This is a genomic window from Streptomyces sp. NEAU-W12, from assembly GCF_026242095.1.
Classification (GTDB): Bacteria; Actinomycetota; Actinomycetes; order Streptomycetales; family Streptomycetaceae; genus Streptomyces.
In genome coordinates this window covers 1-19429 of the sequence record NZ_JAPJDM010000006.1, presented here as the reverse complement: position 1 = coordinate 19429, position 19429 = coordinate 1, and the positions used below count along the sequence as shown (strand labels likewise).

Sequence of the window (19429 nt, the reverse complement as noted above, 5' to 3'; positions counted from 1 at the left end):
GGGCGTTCGCGGCCCCATGCCCCACGGAGACTCCCACCGAACCAAACCCCCAACGGGTTCTGCGCAGTGCCCGAAGCGACCGTGCCCCGGGCTGTCGGCTCGCCGACGCACGCCTCTGTCGGGGTAGTTCACTCCTGTCAGGTGATCAACACATGGCGGGCAGAAGACATCGGAGGGACTCCAGGGAGTCGTTGTGGCGCGTGAGGCCGCACCGGCAGGTACCCACAACGGCAGGAATCCGGCATTTCCATCCCGTGCGCGGGCGACCGCCCGGATTGCCGGCCACGCCGCCGCGGCTCAGCGGTCGGTGATGCGCATGTCGAACCAGGTCGTCTTGCCCCGGGGCAGGAGGTCGACGCCCCAGCGGTCGGCAAGGGCGTCGACGAGGGAGAGGCCACGGCCGCTGATGTCGAGTTCCTGGACCGGCATGAGGCAGGGCAGACCGCGGGACGGGTCGCGGACCTCGACGCGGATCCAGCGGGGGCGGCGGCGCAGCCGGAGGCCGAAGACGCGAGCGCCGGTGTGGCGTACCGCGTTGCCGACGAGCTCGGAGACGAGGAGGACGGCGTCCTCGGTGATCGCCGCCCCGAGGCCCCAGTGGCGCAGGACCACGACCTGGGTGAGGCGGCGGGCGGTGGCCGCGGACTCCGGGCGGGACGGCAGCGGGACCTCCGCCTGCGACGGATCGCCGAACAACTCCAGTAGTTTCTGGGCGTGTTCGTCCTCGACCGTCGGCGACCAGCGCGACGCGGTCGCACGTCCGTCTCCCCGCGGCTGTTCCCTGCCCTCCAGCCCCGCCATGCCCCCATCATGGAGGTCCGACGGGGCGTCCGGGGTCGTTCCGGCGGAATGCGCCCCCCGTACGCCCCTGCCCCGGAACAGTCCGTCGACATATGCCCCTGACACTTCAGAGGCGCCGGCGGCCCGTTCGGCCTGCGGAAACGGTTCGCTGCGCGGCGATCGCCAGGATCCCTCGACACGACAGGCTCGAGGGCGCGTCAAGGCTTCCACAAACCCCCCGATCGAGGGACCCGGACCAGACATCGCGTCAAGTGCGAGCCCTCACAGGAAGGTTCACAGGAACTTCGCCCTGCCGGGGCCGTCCTCCACGAAGCTGCGCATCCCCCGCTCGCGGTCCTCGGTGGCGAACAGGCCGGCGAACCAGTTGCGTTCGACGGTGAGGCCGGTGTCGATGTCGGTCTCCAGACCGGTGTCGACCGCCTCCTTGGCCGCGCGCAGGGCGGTCGCGGGCCCCTTCGCGAGCTTCGCGGCCCACGCGTGCGCCTGCTCGTAGACCTCGGCGGCCGGCACCACCCGGTCCACCAGGCCCAGCGCCAGCGCCTCGTCCGCCTTCACCTGACGGCCCGTGAAGATGAGGTCCTTCGCCCTGGACGGGCCGACGAGACGGGCCAGGCGCTGGGTGCCGCCCGCTCCCGGAATCAGTCCGAGCAGGATCTCGGGCTGGCCCAGCCTGGCGTCCTCCCCGGCGATGCGGAAGTCCGCGCAGAGCGCGAGTTCGCAGCCCCCGCCGAGCGCGTAGCCGGTCACCGCGGCCACCACCGGCTTGGGGATGCGGGCCACGGCGGTGAAGGAGTCCTGCAGGGCGCGGGCGCGCAGGACCATCGCGGCGTGGTCCATCGCCCGCATCTCCTTGATGTCCGCGCCCGCCGCGAACACCTTCTCCCCGCCGAAGATCACCACGGCGCGCACGTCGTCGCGGCGCGTGATCTCCTCGGCGAGTTCCTTCAGCCGGTCCTGCGTGGCGACGTCCAGCGCGTTCATGGGCGGGCGGTCCAGGCGCAGCGTGCCGACGCCCTCGGCGACTTCGAGATGTACGGTCATGGCAGCAGGTTAACGGTGACTAACGGCAACGGGCCGGTGCGGTCGATCACATCCGGCCGGGGCCCGGGGCCGCCCCCGGGCAGCGACGGCACGGCGGCCAACGGCCGCGGCCCCGGCGCCGTACCTCGCACCGGGGCCGCGTGTGCCGCGCGGAGACCACGCCCCCGCGGGCCGTGCGGTTACGCCTTCCACTTCTCCCAGGACATGTTCCAGCCGTTGAGGCCGTTGTCCGGGGCGATGGTGGCGTCGTCGGAGTTCTTCACGACGACCACGTCGCCGATCATGGAGTTCTCGAAGAACCAGGAGCCCGGTGCCGTCTTGTCCCAACCGCCGCGGGTGTCGCGCAGGCCGATGCAGCCGTGGCTGGCGTTGTAGTTGCCGAAGGCGCCGCCACCCCAGTAGTTGCCGTGGATGAAGGTGCCCGACGTGCTCAGGCGCATGGCGTGCGGGACGTCCTTGATGTCGTACTCGCCGCCGAACCCGACCGTCTCGCCGTTCATCCGGGTGACCGCGAGCCGCTCGCTGATGACCATCTGGCCGTTCCACGTCTCGGTGCCGGGGGCGCCGGTGGTGACCGGGATCGTCCTGATGACCTTGCCGTCCCGCTCGACCTTCATGGTGAGCTTCCTGGCGTCGACGACGGAGACCTGGCTGCGGCCGACGGTGAAGGAGACGGTCTTGGCCTGCTCGCCGTAGACGCCGGGGCGGCCCTCGACCCCGTCGAGGTTGAGGTCGACGGTGACCTTGGTGCCGGCCTTCCAGTACTTCTCCGGGCGGAAGTCGAGGCGGTCGTTGCCGAACCAGTGCCCCTCGACCTCGACGGCCGGCTCGGTCCTGACGGTGATGGCCCTCTCGACGTCCTCGGGGTGGGTGATGCCCCGGGTGAAGCGGAGCGAGAACGGCATTCCGACGCCGACCTCGGAGCCGTCCTCGGGGGTGAAGATACCGACGAAGGTGTTCTCGGGGGTCAGCGTGGTGAAGCTGGAGTCCTCGGCGGCGGTACGGCCGGCGGAGTCCTCGGCGACCGCGTGGACGGTGTACTCGGTGGAGGCGGCCAGGTGGGTCGACGGCGTCCAGTGGGCGCCGTCGCCGGATATCCTCCCGTCGACCTTCTCGCCGTCCGGGTCCTTGACGACGACCTCGGTCAGCTTGCCCTCGGCCGCGTCGACCTTGAGCGCGCCGCTGGTCTTCACGGACTCGGCGCCGTCCTCGGGCGCTACGGCTATGACCGCCTCGGACTGCTTGCTCACCGCCACGGTGGAGTCCTTGGGCCGGTCGTCCTGCGCGCCGGACCCGGCGCCCGGCCCGGTCCCCCCGCCGCCGCACGCGGTGACCGCCAGCATCACCCCGAGTGCCAGCGCGGCGAGCTTCCCGCCGCCGCGCCTCCGCGCGTCAACCGACGCCCCCGATATCGGCCCCACGTTCACTTGTTTCTCCCCTCGGCGGGCCTCGCCCGGCCCGCGCCCCCGCACGCCCCTCGCGCGCTTCGGCGCATGGTAACCACAGGCCAGGAGGGTTGGAGGCGTCCGGTGTGTCACCGTTCCGTTCCAAACTCCGCCGGCCCTCGGGGCACAACCGAAGCGCCCTTTCGGCCATCCGCGCGTGAGGGGGTTCCGGGGCCCCGGGGTTCACTTCACGGCGCTGCCCCTCGTCCACTTCTCCCAGCTCATGTTCCAGCCGCCGAGGCCGTTGTCCGGGGCGACCGTCCGGTCCTTGCTGTTGACCACCTCGACGACGTCGCCGACGAGGCTGCGGTCGAAGAACCAGCCCGCGGGGGTGCTCGCGCCGCCGCCCTTCACATCCCGCAGACCGACGCACCCGTGGCTGACGTTGGTGTCGCCGAAGACGTCGCTCTCGGCCCAGTAGTTGCCGTGCAGGAAGGTGCCGGAGTCGGTCAGGCGGATGGCGTGCGGGACGTCGGGGATGTCGTACTCGCCGCCGAAGCCGACCGTGCGGCTGTCCATCCGGGTGACCTCGAGCATCTCGGTGATCACCATCTTCCCGTTGTACGTGGGGGTCTTGGGCGCCCCGGCCGTGACCGGCACCGTGGCGAGCACCTCGCCGTCCCGGCGCACCTCCATCGTGTGCCGGGACGCGTCGACCACCGAGACCTGGCCGCGGCCGACGGTGAACGAGAACGTGCGGTGCTGGAGCCCGTAGACGCCGGGCGCGCCCTCGACGTCCCGCAGGTCCAGTTCGACGGTGACCTCGGTGCCGGGCTTCCAGTACGTCTCGGGGCGGAAGTCGAGGCGTTCCCTGCCGAACCAGTGCGGGCGGATGTCGACGGCCGGGCGGGAGGTGACGCGGACGGCGCGTTCGACCGCCGCGCGGTCGGCGATCCCGCGGTTGAACGCCAGGGAGACGATCATCCCCGTGCCGACGACGGAACGGTCGTCCGGGGCGACGTAGCCGATGAAACGCTGCTCGGGGACGTACGTCGTGAAGGTGGTGCGGCGGGCCGAGCGGCGCCCGTCGTCGTCCAGGGCGACGGCGTCGACCGTGTACTTCGCGGCCAGCGCCAGCCGTTCGTCGTCGGGCTTCCAGCTCTGCCCGTCGGCGGAGATCCGGCCGGGGACCGGGGACTCCCGCGCGTCCTGGGACCGGACGACCCTGACCGACTCCAGCCGGCCCTCGGACGCCCGCACCCGCAGCACCTGGCCGGGGCGCACCTCCTTGCTGGCGTCGGCGGGCACGACCCGGATCACCTCCTTCGCTCCCGGGGGGCCGAGCGCCCCCGCGACGGGGCCGTCCGGGGTACAGCCGACGGCCCCGGCCAGCAATCCCGCCCATGTCACTACGGTGGCCAGTGCGGCCCTCGCGCGCCGTGCGCGCCCTTGTAGGTGGCTCACGCGCTACCCAACGACGGTGTGCGCCGTGGGGAAACGACCATGCGTCCCCTCGGGGGAGCACCCGTCTTCGCCCGGTCCCGCCCCCGCGCCCCGAAGGGGCGGGCCCCGGCGCCCCTCCGGGGACCTGCGTGTGTGCCCCCGCTCCGGGGCGACGCGGGGGCGCGCCCCGGGAAACGTCGGGGTGCGCCCTGACGTTCCCCGGGGAAACGTGAGTGCACGGCACGCTCTGGGCAGAACTGAGGGGAGGACGACGCGCCGGGGAGCCGCGGCCTCGGCCGAGGAACGCCCGGGGGCCGGGCGGCCGCACTCCCCTGCCCGCCGTCGTCCCACGACGAGCCGCGGGAGGCTGACAGGTGTCCAGCGCAGCCGAGCAGGAGGCGGTGGCCGGGCGGCAGGCGGTGACCGGGGACCGGGTCACCGGCGACGGGCGCCCGGCCGTCGCCGTGAACGGCGTGCGGGCCACCGCGCCGCCGGTGACGGTGCCCGTGCGGCCCGGCCCGCCGGCCCCGTTGGGCGCCCGCTTCCGGACCGGCCCGGACGGGGCGGCGGGGACCGGCTTCGCGCTGTGGGCCCAGGGCGCCGAGGGCGTCGAACTGTGCCTGTTCGACGGGCGCGGCTCGGAGAGCCGCGCCCGGCTCACCGAGCTGACGGACGGGGTCTGGCACGGCTTCGTACCGGGCGTCCTGCCCGGCACGCGCTACGGCTACCGGGTGCACGGCCGCTGGGACCCGTGGACCGGTGCCCGCTGGAACCCGGCGAAGCTGCTGCTCGACCCGTACGCCCGCGCGGTGGACGGCGACTACGGCACGTCGGGCCTGCCGCCCCAGGTGTACGGGCATGTCCGGGACTGGCCGGAGCAGCAGGTCGCGGACACCGTGCGCGACGACCGGGACTCCGCCCCGTACGTGCCGAAGGGAGTCGTCGTCCATGATGACGACGACTGGTCCGACGACCGCCGGCCCGGGACGCCGTGGGCGGACACGGTCCTGTACGAGCTGCACGTCAGGGGGTTCACGCAGCGGCACCCGGGCGTCCCCGAGGAGCTGCGCGGCACGTACGCGGGGCTGGCCCATCCCGCCGCGGTCGGCCATCTGGTGCGGCTCGGGGTGACGGCCGTGGAGCTGCTGCCGGTGCACCAGTTCGCGCACGAGGACCATCTGCTGCGGCGGGGGCTGCGCAACCACTGGGGCTACAACTCCGTCGGCTGGTTCGCCCCCCACGCGGGCTACGCGGCCTTTGGGACGGGCGGGCAGCAGGTCGGCGAGTTCAAGCGGATGGTGCGCGCACTGCACGCGGCGGGCATCGAGGTCGTCCTCGACGTGGTCTACAACCACACCGCCGAGGCGAACGAACTGGGCCCCACCCTGTCCCTGAAGGGCATCGACAACCGCGGCCACTACCGGCTCCGGGCCGATGCCCGCCGGTACGCCGACCACACCGGCTGCGGCAACACCCTGGACGTCGTCCAGCCGCACGTACTGCGTCTGGTCACGGACTCGCTGCGCTACTGGGTGACCGAGATGGGTGTCGACGGCTTCCGCTTCGACCTGGCGGCGGCGCTGGCCCGCACCGCGGACGGGGACGACGTCGACATGCGCGCCCCGTTCCTCTCGGTGATCGCCCAGGACCCGGTGCTGCGCGGGGTGAAACTGATCGCCGAGCCGTGGGACGTGGGCCCCGGCGGCTACCGGGTGGGGGCGTTCCCGCCGCTGTGGTCGGAGTGGAACGACCGGTACCGCGACGCCGTGCGGGACTTCTGGCGGCCCGGCGCCGCGGACCTGCGGGAGATCGGCTACCGGCTCTCCGGTTCGAGCGACCTGTACGACTGGGGCGGGCGGCGCCCGTACGCCTCGGTCAACTTCGTCACCGCGCACGACGGGTTCACCCTGCGCGACCTCGTGTCGTACGAGCGCAAGCACAACGAGGCCAACGGCGAGGGCAACCGGGACGGCACCGACGACAACCGCTCCTGGAACTGCGGCGCCGAGGGCGAGAGCGAGGACCCGGGGATCCTGGCCCTGCGCCGGCGACAACTGCGCAACCTGCTGACCACCCTGCTGCTCTCGACGGGCGTGCCGATGCTGGTCGCGGGTGACGAGATGGGGCGCACCCAGCACGGCAACAACAACGCCTACTGCCAGGACAACGAGACCGGCTGGGTGGACTGGGAGCTGCTGGACCGGCCGGGCTGGCGGGCCCTGTTCGACCTCACGTCCCGGCTGATCGCCCTGCGCCGCCGCCATCCGGTGCTGCGCCGCCGCACCTTCTACTCCGGACACGCGCACAGTGCCGACGGCCTGCGCGACCTGGCCTGGTTCACCGCGCGGGGCACGGAGATGACCGAGGAGGACTGGTACGCGCCCGCCGCCACCCTCGGCATGTACCTCTCCGGCCGGGACATCCCGGACCGGGACGAGCGCGGGGAACGCGTCCTGGACGACAGCTTCCTCGCCGTCCTGCACGCCGGCGACGAGCCGGCGGACGTCCGCCTCCCGGGCCCGCCGTGGGCCGAGCGCTACGAGGTCCTCGTCGACACCGGCCGGGAGGACCAGGACTCACCGCCGGGCACGACCCACCCGGCGGACACGGCGATCACGGTTGCGGGACGGACGGTGCTGCTGCTGCGCGTGGTCGGGTGACGTGAAGCGGCACCGGCCGGACACCGGCCCGTTGCGCAGCCCGTGCCCGTGCCCGGGTCGGCCTCGGCCGGGGATGCCGCGGTCGTGGGCGACCGCCACGGCCGCGGCACGGGCCTTGACGCCGGGTTTCGGCGTGGAGGTGGGCGCGGTGGGTGAGGTGGGCCCTCACGGCCGCCTCGCCGATGAGGAGTTCGCGGGCGGTCCCGCGGTGGGAGGTGCCCCTGGCGACCGGGGCGAGGACCTCGCGCTCCCGCGCGGCCGGGGGCGCGGACCGGGGTCCGGCGGCGGGCGCGCGTCGCGGGCCGGTGGCGTCGACGACGGGCACGGCACCGAGCCTCCCGGCGGTCGGGGTGCCCGCACCCCGGCCGTCCCGCCCGGGACGCATCGGCCGATCGGCCGATGGAGTGATACGCCTCCCGCGTCCGGCGTGTACGGCCGGCCCGAGCCGCAGGTCGTAGGCCGGAAGGCCGAGCGCGGTCCGGCCAAAACTCGGTGGGCAGGGCCGGTGACGATCCGTAGGCTCGCTGCCGATGGCCACCACACTCCCGTCCCCGCCCCCACCCCCACCCTCACCCCTCGAAACGCGCGAAGCGCCCTCCACGGTTCGTACGTTGCTGCGTCTGTGGCCGTACGTGCGGCCCGTGCGGGCGCGGCTGCTGACCGCCGCCGGCATCGCGGTCCTCGCCTCGTGCATCGCCCTGGTCGTCCCGCTGGTCCTGAAGTGGATGGTGGACGGCCCGGTCGCCGACCGGGATCCGGCGGGCGTGTGGCTCGGCGCGCTGTACCTGCTGCTGCTCGGGCTCGCGGAGGCAGTGCTGTTCGGGCTCCGGCGGTGGCTGGTGGCGCGTCCGCTGGCGGGTGTCGAGGCGGGGATGCGGGCGGGCCTGTACCGGCGTCTGCAGCGGCTGCCGGTGGCGTTCCACGACCGTTGGCCGTCGGGGCAGTTGCTGTCCCGGGGGACCACGGATCTGATGCTGGTGCGCATGTTCCTGGCCTTCCCTCTGACGTTTCTCCTGGTCAACGGGGTGACGATCCTCGTCGGTGTGATCATCATGCTGGTTCAGGACTGGGCTCTGGGACTGGTCGTCCTGATTCCCGCCGTGCCGGTGATGGTCACCTGCCTGATCTTCGAGAAGCGGTACTCCGGGGCGTCGCGGCTCGGACAGGACCAGGTCGGCGATCTGACGACGGTCGTCGAGGAGAGCGTGCTCGGCATCCGCGTCGTCAAGGGGTTCGGACGGCACCGCAGCCAGGCGCGGGTGTTCCGGAAGCTGTCCGAGGACCTGCGCGGGACGGAGCTGCGCAAGGCCCGGCTGCTCGGCGCCATCATGAGCGTCATCGTGACGCTCCCGGAGCTGGCCATCGGCGCGACCCTGGTGCTGGGGACCGTGCGGGTGGCCGACGGGGACCTGTCCGCGGGCACCCTGGTGGCGTTCCTGTCGACGGCCCTGGCGCTGCGCTGGCCCGTGGACTCGATCGGCTTCCTGCTGGCGATGAGCCAGGAGGCGGCGACCGCGACCCAGCGGTACTTCGAGGTGATGGACATCGAGGAGGAGGAGCCGGGCCCCCGCGGCCCACGGGCGCCGGCCGCCCCCGCGGGCGGCGGCGGGCTGCGCTTCCACGGCGTCACCTTCCGCTACCCCGACGCCCCTTCCGGGTCCCCGCCCGTCCTGGACCGGGTCGACCTGCACATCCGTCCCGGCGAGTCGATGGCCCTGGTCGGCGCGACCGGCAGCGGCAAGACCACGCTCACCGCCCTGGTCCCCCGCCTGCACGAGGCGACCTCGGGGCGGATCACCCTCGACGGCACGGACATCACCGCGCTCTCCCGCGAGGAACTGCGGTGCAGGGTCTCCGTCGCGTTCGAGGAGCCGACCCTGTTCTCGGCCTCGGTGGCGGAGAACGTGCTGATGGGCGCCGGGGCAACCGCCGGGAAGGACGAGCTGGAGCGGGCGCTGGGCGTGGCGCAGGCCGGCTTCGTGCACGCGCTGCCGCAGGGCGCCGACACCCAGGTCGGCGAGCAGGGGCTGAGTCTGTCCGGCGGGCAGCGGCAGCGTCTCGCGCTGGCCCGCGCGGTGGTCGGGCAGCCTGACTTCCTGGTCCTGGACGACCCGCTGTCCGCGCTCGACGTGCACACGGAGGCCGCGGTCGAGGCGGCCCTGCGCCGGGTGCTCGCGGACACCACGGCCCTGATCGTGGCGCACCGCCCGTCCACGGTCCTGCTGGCCGACCGCGTCGCCCTGCTCTCCGGCGGCCGGATCACGGCGGTCGGCACCCACCACGAACTGCTGCGCACCAACGCCGAGTACGCCCACCTGATGGCCGGCGATCCGGCGGGACAGAAGGAGGAGCAGCGATGACGGCGGCCCCCGCCACGCCCGTCCGGGACGAGGACGGCGGGAACGACGCACCGCCGGCCCCGGTGGCCGGCGACCCCTTCGACCGGGACGTCCTGCCCACTCCCCCGGGCGCCGGCGGCGTCCTGCTGCGCTCCCTGCTGGCACCGATGCCCGGCCGGGTCGCCCTGACGGCGCTTCTGCTGCTGCTCCAGCAGGCGGCGGTGCAGGCGGGCCCGCTGCTGGTGGCGTACGCGATCGACCGGGGCGTGCCCGCGTTCCGGTCCGCCGACCACGGGCCGCTGATCGCGGTGGCGGTGGGCTATCTGCTGTGCGCGGCGTCGGGCGGCGTGCTGCAGTACGCGTTCATCGTCACCGCCGCCCGGGTCAGCCAGGACGTGCTGCTGGATCTGCGCGGCCGTATCTTCCGGCACGCGCAGGCGCTCAGCGTCGACTTCCACGAGCGCTACACCTCGGGCCGGCTCATCTCCCGCTCCACCACGGACGTCGAGTCGCTGCGGGAGCTCCTGGAGGAGGGCCTGCAGGAGCTGGTGACGGTCATCGTGTCCTGCGTCTACATCGCGGTGCTGCTGCTCTGGCTGGACCTCGGGCTCGGCGCGGTGGCGGTGGCGTCCTTCGTCCCGCTGTACGCACTCGTCCGGTCGTACCGGCGGCGGGTGTCCGAGGTGTACCGGCAGCGGTCCACGGCGATCGCCGCGGTGATCGTGAAGTTCGTCGAGACGATGAACGGCATCCGCCCGGTGCGCGCCTTCCGCCGCGAGTCCGCCAACGACGCCGCGTTCCGGGAGCTGAACCGGCGGCACGAGCGGACCAACGGCGACGCGCTCCTGGAGATGGCCCGCTATGTGGTCGGCTCCCGGGTGACCGCCAACACCACGGTCGCGCTGGTCGTCCTGTGGGGCGCCTACCGGGTGGCGGAGGGGACGCTCGCGCTCGGTGTGCTGGCGGCGGCGGTGCTGTACCTGCGGCGGCTGTACGACCCGATCGACCGGCTGGGCATGTTCCTGAACGCGTACCAGTCGGCGGCGGCCTCGCTGGAGAAGATCGCCGGTCTGCTGGCCCAGGTCCCGTCCGTGCCGGAGCCGGCGGCGCCCCGTGAGCTGCCGGAGCCGCGGTCGGAGCACCCCGGCCGCGAGGTCGTCTTCGACGGGGTCCGGTTCGCCTACCGCACCGGCGGCGAGGTGCTGCCCCGCTTCGACCTCGTCCTCCCCGCCGGGCAGACCGTCGCGGTGGTCGGCTCGACCGGCGCCGGCAAGTCGACCCTGGCCAAGCTGCTCGCCCGCTTCTACGACCCCACCGACGGCCGGGTCCTGCTGGACGGCGTCGACCTGCGCGACCTGCCGGGGTCCGCACTGCGGCGCGGGGTGGTCATGGTGACGCAGGAGGCGTTCCTGTTCTCCGGCACGGTCGCCGACAACATCGCCCTCGGCCGCCCGGAGGCCGGCCGCGCGGAGATCGAGCAGGCGGCGAAGGAGATCGGCGCGCACGACTTCATCACCTGCCTCCCGGACGGCTACGACACCGACGTACGCAAACGCGGCGGCCGCATCTCGGCCGGCCAGCGCCAGCTCGTGGCCTTCGCGAGGGCGTTGCTCGCCGATCCCGCCGTACTGGTCCTGGACGAGGCGACCAGCTCACTGGACGTCCCCGGCGAGCGCGCGGTGCAGCGCGCGATGGCGACGGTGCTGAAGGGCCGTACGGCGGTCGTCATCGCGCACCGCCTGTCCACCGTGGAGATCGCGGACCGCGTCCTGGTGATGGAACACGGCCGCATCGTGGAGGACGGTCCCCCGGCCGAACTCGTCGCGGGCACGGGCCGCTTCGCGGACCTGCACCGGGCGTGGCGGGACAGCCTGGCGTAACGGGGGGAGCACCGGGCGCGACCCGTGCCCGGGCATGCGGCCGGGGCGGACGTGCAGGCCGGGGCGGACGTGCAGGCCGGGGCCGGCGGTGTGCCGCGGGTATGCCGCGGCCGCCGTCGCACCCGCGCAATCCTCCGTTAATCGAACCCGAACTCCCGGACAACGGACGGTTTCCGGCCAAGTTCCTGACGCGCTCCTGACAGAAACCGCGGTCGCCTGCCACTCTTCCCACGGCCCTTGCACGACAACCCCACAGCGCCACCGCACCGTCGCGCCTCGGCCGTCGCTCCCGCACAGCAGCACGTGGTACCGCGTACCGCCCTGTTCTGCCCGGCCCGCTCACCAGCCGGCCGGTCTCCCCTGGCCGCACATCCCGCGGTCACGCAGAAGGAGTCAGTGTTGAGAAGCAGGTCCTCCCACAGACGCACCCCCCAGGCCGGCCCCCGCCCCACGCGCCGCCGCACCGCGGCGGCCGCCCTCGCCGGGGTCGCCGCCCTGGTGGCCACGGCCGTGCAGGCCGGCAGTGCCACCGCGGCCCCGGACGCCACGCCGGCGGCTCAGCCGAAGCCCGCCGCGGAGTCGGTCCGGCTCACCCCCGCCCAGCGCGCCGAGCTGATCCGCGAGGCGAACGCCACCAGGGCGGACACCGCCGAGGACCTCGGTCTGGACGCGCAGGAGAAGCTCGTCGTCCGTGACGTCCTCAAGGACCGCGACGGCACCGTCCACGTCCGCTACGAGCGCACCTACGACGGCCTGCCCGTCCTCGGCGGCGACCTGGTCGTGCGGGGCGAGCGGCCCGGCGCGGCCGAGTCCGTCGTCAAGGCCACCCGGGCCGCGGTGAAGCCCGCCACGACCACGGCCACGGTGTCCACCGCCGAGGCGAAGCGGCAGGCGCTGTCCGCCGCGAAGGCCGGGGACGCCAAGAGCCCCGCCGTGGACCGCGCCCCGCGCAAGGTGGTCTGGGCCGCGAGCGGCACCCCGACGGTGGCGTACGAGACGGTCGTCGGCGGACTCCAGCACGACGGCACGCCGCAGGAGCTGCACGTCGTCACCGACGCCACCACGGGCGAGAAGCTCTACGCGTGGCAGGCCGTCCGGAACGCGACCGGCCACACCGTCTACAGCGGCACCGTCGACCTGACCTCCACCCGGTCCGGGTCGACCTACCACCTCACCGACGGCGCGCGCGGCGGGCACCGGACGTACAACCTGAACCGCGGCACCTCCGGCACCGGCACCCTGTTCTCCGGCTCCGACGACGTGTGGGGCGACGGCAGCCCGTCGAACCTGGAGTCGGCGGCCGCCGACGCCCACTACGGCGCCGCACTGACCTGGGACTACTACAAGAACGTGCACGGCCGCAGCGGCATCCGCGGGGACGGGGTGGGCGCCCACTCCCGGGTCCACTACGGCAACAACTACGTCAACGCCTTCTGGTCGGACAGCTGCTTCTGCATGACCTACGGCGACGGATCGGGCAACGCCAACCCGCTGACCTCGATCGACGTCGCCGCGCACGAGATGACCCACGGTCTCACCTCGAACACCGCGGGCCTGGTCTACAGCGGCGAGTCCGGCGGCCTCAACGAGGCGACCAGCGACATCTTCGGCGCGACCGTCGAGTTCTACGCGGCCAACCCCTCCGACCCCGGTGACTACCTCATCGGCGAGGAGATCGACATCAACGGCGACGGCACCCCGTTGCGCCACATGGACCGGCCGAGCCGGGACGGCGCGTCCAAGGACGCCTGGTACTCCGGGATCGGCTCGATCGACGTGCACTACTCCTCGGGCCCCGCGAACCACTTCTTCTACCTGCTGAGCGAGGGCAGCGGCGCCAAGACCATCAACGGCGTCAGCTACGACTCGCCCACCTCGGACGGCCTGCCGGTCACCGGCATCGGCCGCGCCAAGGCGGAGAGGATCTGGTTCCGCGCGCTGACCACCAAGTTCACCTCGACCACCAACTACGCGGGCGCCCGCACCGGCACCCTCGCGGCCACCGGTGAGCTGTACGGCACGGACAGCGCCGAGTACAGGGCGGTGCAGGACGCCTGGGCCGGCATCAACGTCGGCGCGCGTTCCGGGGACGACGGCGGTGGCGGCGACGGCACCACCTTCGAGAACACCACCGACGTGCCCGTCCCGGACAACGGCGCGGCCGTCACCTCGTCCATCACCGTGACCGGGCAGGCGGGCAGGGCTCCCTCCAACCTGCGGGTCCCGGTCGACATCGTGCACACCTGGCGCGGTGACCTCGTCGTGGACCTGCTGGCCCCGGACGGGACGGCGTACCGCCTGCTGAGCCGCACCTCCGGCGACTCCTCGGACAACGTCGACGAGACCTACACGGTCGACGCCTCCTCCGAGACCGCCAACGGCACCTGGCGGCTGAGGGTGCAGGACCAGGCCGCCCGGGACACCGGCTACATCAACAGCTGGGGACTCACCTTCCCGTAGGCCGCCGCAGGCGGCACGCGGAACGGGGCGCCGTTTTGGAGGCCGGGCCTCCGGGGCGGCGCCCCGCCGTCGACGGCTTTGGGGGCCGCCCTACTCTTGGGTCCCATGTCTTCGGCGGACTTCACCTACGACCACGTCGGCGCGACCCGTGAGCCGGGTTTCTGCCCTCCTGGATTCCATCCCCTGCACGTCCGCACCCGCCTCGGCGAGGGCGAGGCGGTCTTCCGCCAGAGCGCGGAGGCGGTCCTCTCCTGGGAGCTGCACCGGGCCCTGGGGGCCGGGCTCGACACCGCCGCCGGCCGCGCGGCACCCGGTGTCGACGTCACCGTGACGCTCGCCGGAGTGGTCCGGGCGCCCTGCCGGGTGGTCTGGACGGTGGAGGAGCACCGCAGAGCCGGCTGGGCGTACGGCACGCTGCCCGGTCATCCGGAGTGCGGCGAGGAGGCCTTCGTCGTGGACCGCACCGGTGACGGGACGGTGTGGCTGACCGTCTCGGCGTTCAGCAGGCCGGCCAGGTGGTACGCGCGGGCGGCCGGCCCGGCCGGCCGCGGCCTGCAGCAGGCCTGGGCCCGCCGCTGCGGCACGGTGCTGCGCCGCCTCGCGACGAAGGGCCTCGAGGAGTTCTGAGGGCTCCTCGAGGCCCTTCGGCCCCACCTGCCTACGCGCCGGGCCTCACCTCATCAGCAGCCCCGCCGCCGCCAGCGCCTCCTCCGAGGGGACCGCGACCAGGCCCAGTTCCGTGCCCTGGGCCAGCAGCCGGTGGCTGGGCAGGACACGGACCGTGTAGCCGAACGGTCCGGTGCGGTCCAGGGAGAGCGGGCCCTCGTACACCCAGCGGCCCTCCAGGTCGGCGGCGCCCACCGGTTTCAGCGGCACGGGGGTGGCGTCGGCGATGCGGTCCTCCTCGTCCACCCGCCCGGAGACGGCCTGGACCTCGACGTCGTCCGGGCCCAGGCCGCCGAGGCCCACGCGCACCCGCAGCCCGAGCGTGGTGCCGAGTTCCGCGGTGCCCGTCGTCTCCGACGTCTCGACGTGGTCGACGCTCACCCCGTGCCAGGCGGCGCGCACCCGGGCCTTCCACCGGGCGAGGTCCCGCGCGGCGTCCGGGTCCATCGCGCGGTGGCTGCCGGCGGCGGGCGCGTACAGGCGCTCGACGTACTCGCGGACCATGCGGCCGGCCAGCACCTTCGGGCCGAGCAGGCTCAGGGTGCGCCGGACCATCTCCAGCCACCGGTCCGGCAGTCCGCTCTCGCCCCGCTCGTAGAAGCGCGGGGTGATCCGCTGCTCCAGCAGGTCGTAGAGCGCGGCGGCCTCCATGGCGTCGCGCCGGTCCGGGTCGCCCCCCACCGCCGAGAGCGTGGGGGCGGCCCCGTCCGCCCCGTCCGCGGTGGGGATGGCCCAGCCGAAGTCGGGCTGGAACCACTCGTCCCACCAGCCGTCCAGCACCGAGAGGTTGAGGCAGCCGTTGAGCGCGGCCTTCATGCCGCTGGTGCCGCACGCCTCCAGCGGTCGCAGCGGGTTGTTCAGCCAGATGTCGCAGCCCGGGTAGAGCTTCTGCGCCATCGCCATGCCGTAGTCGGGCAGGAACACGATCCGGTGCCGGACGCGCGGGTCGTCCGCGAACCGGACCAGCTCCTGGATGAGCCGCTTGCCGCCCTCGTCCGCCGGGTGCGCCTTGCCCGCGATCACGATCTGCACCGGCCGCTCGGGGTGCAGCAGCAGGTTCGTCAGCCGGCCTTGGTCCTGCAGCATCAGCGTCAGCCGCTTGTACGAGGGGACCCGCCGGGCGAACCCGATGGTCAGCACGTCCGGGTCGAGCACCTGGTCGATCCAGCCCAGCTCCGCCGTCCCGGCGCCGCGCTGCCGCCAGGAGGCGCGCAGCCGCTCCCGCACCTCCATCACCAGCAGGGCGCGCAGGGACCGGCGCAGCTCCCAGATGTCCTGGTCCGGGATGTCGGCGACCGAGTCCCAGCGGTCCGAGCCGCCGACGGCCAGCGCCTCCTCGGCCCGCTCCGCGCCGATCTGCCGGGCGCCGAGCCGGAGCACCTCGGGGGCGATCCAGGTGGGCGCGTGCACCCCGTTGGTGACGGAGGTGATGGGCACCTCCTCGGGATCGAACCCGGGCCAGAGCCCGGCGAACATCTCGCGGCTGACGCTGCCGTGCAGCAGGGACACGCCGTTGGCGCGCTGGGCGAGGCGCAGGCCCATCACGGCCATGTTGAACAGGCCGGGCTCGCCGCCGGGGTACGTCTCCCTGCCGAGCCCGATGACACGGTCGACGTCGACGCCCGGCAGTTCGGTGCCGGGACCGAAGTGGCGGGCGACCAGAGCGTGGTCGAAGCGGTCGATGCCGGCCGGTACGGGGGTGTGCGTGGTGAACACGGTCCCGGCCCGGACGGCCTCCAGGGCGGCGTCGAACTCCATTCCGTCGGCCGCCAGTTCGGCGATGCGCTCCAGACCGAGGAAGCCGGCGTGGCCCTCGTTGGTATGGAACACCTCGGGCGGTGGGTGCCCGGTGAGCCCGCAGTACGCGCGTACCGCCCGGACACCTCCTATGCCGAGCAGCATCTCCTGGAGCAGCCGGTGCTCGCTGCCGCCGCCGTAGAGCCGGTCGGTGACGCCGCGGGCGCCGGGGTCGTTCTCCTCGACGTCGGAGTCGAGCAGGAGCAGCGGGACCCTGCCCACCTGGGCCAGCCAGATCCGGGCGCGCAGCGACCGGCCGCCGGGCAGGGCGAGGCTCACCAGGATGTGCGTGCCGTCGGGTTCCTCGAGCTGGACGAGGGGCAGCTCGTGGGGGTCGAGGACGGGGTAGTGCTCCTGCTGCCAGCCGTCCCGGGACAGGGTCTGGCGGAAGTAGCCGTGCCGGTAGAGCAGGCCGACGCCGATCAGCGGGACGCCCAGGTCGCTGGCGGCCTTGAGGTGGTCGCCGGCGAGGATGCCGAGCCCGCCGGAGTACTGCGGCAGGGCGGCCGTGATGCCGAACTCCGGGGAGAAGTAGGCGATGGCGGCGGGCAGTTGGTCGCTCCGCGGCCGGGTTCCGGACTGGGTCTGGTACCAGCGGTCGCCGGTCATGTACGTGTGCAGGTCGTCCGCGGCCGCGCCGAGGCGGTCCAGGAACGCGCGGTCGCCGGCCAGCTCGGTGAGCCGCTCGGTCCCCACGCCGCCCAGCAGCCGTACGGGGTCACGACCGCAGGCGGCCCAGCGTTCGGGGTCGACGGACTGGAAGAGGTCGCCGGTCGGCGCGTGCCAGGACCAGCGCAGATTGCGGGCCAGGTCGCTGAGGGGCCGGAGGGGTTCGGGGAGAACGGGACGGACGGTGAATCGACGGATCGCCTTCAAATTCCACCTCGGCGCGAGTCGCGGTGCGGAGGGACGGCAGTGTGCGTCCGGTCGTCCCGCACGACACTACCGGCGGAAACGGCATCCACGGCGGAAGTCGGGCAACCCGGCACCGGCACACCCCGCCCAAACGATTCGCCACGCGGCGGACACGGCCGGTTCCCCACCCGCGGGCGTCCTTGTGGGGCTTCGCTCCGCACGGGACGATGCCACGGTGGCGTGCCGGCCCGCGGGGCCGTGCGCCGGGTCGAGGAGGAGGACCCGGACCATGGCACGGACGCGCAGGCGGCGTCCGCGCCGGGCGGGAGTGACGACGGCGACCACGGCGGCGCTCCCGTGCGCCGCGACGGTTTCGGCCGCGCCCCTGCCCGCGCACGCCGCGCCCGCGGGGCGGACGCCCGGTGGGCGAGCACCCGGCTCCGTGGTCGGCAGCCGCCTGGTGACGCCGCAGGAGGGGACCGCCGGCCCGCTCGGTGGGGGCGGGGATCCGGCCGCGCGCCACGGGGCGGGACCCGGTCACACGTACGGCACGGTGCTGAACGGCTGTGCCGGCCGGGCCGTGCCCGCCGGCGGGGGCCGGACGGGCGATCACGGTGGGCCCGAGCGGCCGGGAGGACAAGAAACCGGCCTTTTCGCACCACGGCTCGGCCATGGTTCTGTTCGCCCCCGGGGTCGCCGTCAGGTCGGCGTCCGCCGCGGGCGACACCGGGCGGGTCGCCGCCCCGGGCACGTCGGCGGCGTCCCCGCACGCGGCGGGCGCGGCGGCACCGCATCTCGCCGGGCACCGGCGGGCGACTCCGGCACAGGGGGTGAAAGCCCTGGTCGAGAGGGCGACGACCGGGAAGGCCGGTGGCCGCGGCCCCGGGGCGCCGAACCGGCTGCCGCGGACGCCGGCGCCCTGGTGCGGCGTTCCCCGGCCCCGCGCCCCGACCGCCGACGGCGTCGGCCGGAAAACGGGCGACGGCGTGGGAGCGGGCCTGTCGAGGGCCGGCTCCGCCCTGCCCGGCGAGGCCGGTCTTGTGTGTCGACATACGCGCGAGTAGTTAACAAAGTGCCGGATTGCTCACCCGAATAGGGTGGGAAGGCTCCTGCGGTACACCCCTCAGGAGCACCGCCGTGCACCACGGGACACGACGGGGCATCACGGTACGTCACTCAGGACCACGCAGGATCGCGCAGAACCACGCAGGACCCACCTCCCCACAGTCATCCGCCCACCCACGTTGACGCGGACAGGAGCGGTCATGCCCGCCAAGCACCCTTCGTCATCCCCTCCACCACAGCCCGACACCGTGAGGACGCCCTCGGCACCCGCTCCCGGGACACCGGCGCGGCCGGGCCCCGGAACGGCCTCGGAGCCCGGCCCGCCACGGCCGTCCGCGAAGCGCGGTTCCGGAGCCTCTCCGGTGCGGCCGGGCAGCGGGGGCGAAACCCCGTCACCCTCACCGACACCCGGGCCGTCCTCCCCCGACTCCCCCCGTCCCGCCACCTCCGTGGGCCGTATCCCCATCCTCGACGTCCGGCCGAAGGTCCTCGAGGGGCGCCGGCCGGCGAAGGCGGTGGTCGGGGAGTCGTTCGAGGTGTCGGCGACCGTGTTCCGTGAGGGGCACGACGCGGTGGCCGCCCATGTCGTCCTGACCGACCCCGAGGGCCGCCGGGAGCCGTTCACACCGATGCGGGAGCTGGCGCCCGGCACCGACCGGTGGGGGGCGACCGTCACCGCGGGGCGGACGGGGCACTGGACGTACACCGTGGAGGCCTGGAGCGATCCGGTCACCACCTGGCGGCACCACGCGCGGATCAAGATTCCGGCGGGCATGGACACCGACCTGGTGCTGGAGGAGGGCGCCCTGCTGTACGAGAAGGCGGCGGCCGGGGTCCCGGAACCGGACCGACGGACCGTGCTCCTGGCGGCCGTGGACGCGCTGCGCGACGAGCGGCGTCCGGCCTCGTCCCGGCTGGCGGCGGGGCTGACGCCGGAGGTGGACGCGGTGCTGGCCCGCCACCCGCTGCGGGACCTGGTCACCAGCAGCGACCCGATGCCGCTGCTGGTGGAGCGCGAGCGTGCCCTGTTCGGCTCC

Annotated in this window: 12 protein-coding genes; 7 read left to right on the top strand and 5 right to left on the bottom strand. The window is 73.8% G+C overall.

Annotated elements, in window-relative coordinates; genetic code table 11:
• Window positions 1–297: 297 nt before the first annotated feature.
• The 4 genes from ORI94_RS09200 to ORI94_RS09185 form a co-directional block, all read right to left on the bottom strand.
• Window positions 298–801, bottom strand: a complete 504-nt coding sequence (locus tag ORI94_RS09200) for an ATP-binding protein (RefSeq protein WP_266073887.1) — start codon at window positions 799–801, stop codon at window positions 298–300.
• Window positions 802–1074: 273 nt separating this feature from the next.
• A complete protein-coding gene (locus ORI94_RS09195; protein ID WP_266073886.1) occupies window positions 1075–1842 on the bottom strand; it encodes an enoyl-CoA hydratase/isomerase family protein in 768 nt (255 codons plus the stop codon).
• 179 nt (window positions 1843–2021) lie between these two features.
• Window positions 2022–3269 carry a L,D-transpeptidase gene (locus ORI94_RS09190; RefSeq protein WP_266073885.1) on the bottom strand — a complete coding sequence of 416 codons (1248 nt, stop codon included), beginning with the start codon at window positions 3267–3269 and terminating at the stop codon, window positions 2022–2024.
• Window positions 3270–3470: 201 nt separating this feature from the next.
• Window positions 3471–4691 carry a L,D-transpeptidase gene (locus ORI94_RS09185; protein WP_266073884.1) on the bottom strand — a complete coding sequence of 407 codons (1221 nt, stop codon included), beginning with the start codon at window positions 4689–4691 and terminating at the stop codon, window positions 3471–3473.
• 353 nt (window positions 4692–5044) lie between these two features.
• On the opposite strand from ORI94_RS09185, the gene glgX reads away from it, so the two are divergent.
• The 5 genes from glgX (at window position 5045) to ORI94_RS09160 (ending at window position 14636) form a co-directional block, all read left to right on the top strand.
• Complete coding sequence (glgX, locus tag ORI94_RS09180) at window positions 5045–7330, top strand: glycogen debranching protein GlgX (RefSeq protein WP_266073882.1); 2286 nt, start codon at window positions 5045–5047, stop codon at window positions 7328–7330.
• A 530-nt stretch (window positions 7331–7860) separates the two neighbouring features.
• On the top strand, window positions 7861–9690 hold the full coding sequence (locus tag ORI94_RS09175) for an ABC transporter ATP-binding protein (protein WP_266073880.1): 1830 nt from the start codon (window positions 7861–7863) through the stop codon (window positions 9688–9690).
• Window positions 9687–11549, top strand: coding sequence for an ABC transporter ATP-binding protein (locus ORI94_RS09170; RefSeq protein ID WP_266073878.1), 1863 nt, complete (start codon window positions 9687–9689; stop codon window positions 11547–11549). Before ORI94_RS09175 ends, ORI94_RS09170 begins: the two co-directional genes overlap by 4 nt.
• A gap of 399 nt (window positions 11550–11948) precedes the next feature.
• Window positions 11949–14009: a M4 family metallopeptidase gene (locus tag ORI94_RS09165; protein WP_266073877.1), complete on the top strand. Its 2061-nt coding sequence runs from the start codon at window positions 11949–11951 to the stop codon at window positions 14007–14009.
• Window positions 14010–14114: 105 nt separating this feature from the next.
• Complete coding sequence (locus ORI94_RS09160; RefSeq protein WP_266073876.1) at window positions 14115–14636, top strand: DUF1990 domain-containing protein; 522 nt, start codon at window positions 14115–14117, stop codon at window positions 14634–14636.
• 45 nt (window positions 14637–14681) lie between these two features.
• Here ORI94_RS09160 and ORI94_RS09155 read toward each other — a convergent pair whose 3' ends face one another.
• Entirely contained in the window at window positions 14682–17348 is a 2667-nt protein-coding gene (locus ORI94_RS09155) for a glycosyltransferase family 1 protein (RefSeq protein ID WP_266073875.1), read from the bottom strand.
• A 545-nt stretch (window positions 17349–17893) separates the two neighbouring features.
• On the opposite strand from ORI94_RS09155, the gene ORI94_RS09150 reads away from it, so the two are divergent.
• Window positions 17894–18391 (top strand): S8 family serine peptidase, encoded by a 498-nt coding sequence (locus ORI94_RS09150; protein ID WP_323056033.1) that lies wholly within the window; start codon window positions 17894–17896, stop codon window positions 18389–18391.
• Window positions 18392–18592: 201 nt separating this feature from the next.
• Window positions 18593–19429: maltotransferase domain-containing protein (locus ORI94_RS09145; RefSeq protein WP_266073873.1), on the top strand; the 837-nt coding region annotated here is incomplete at its 3' end.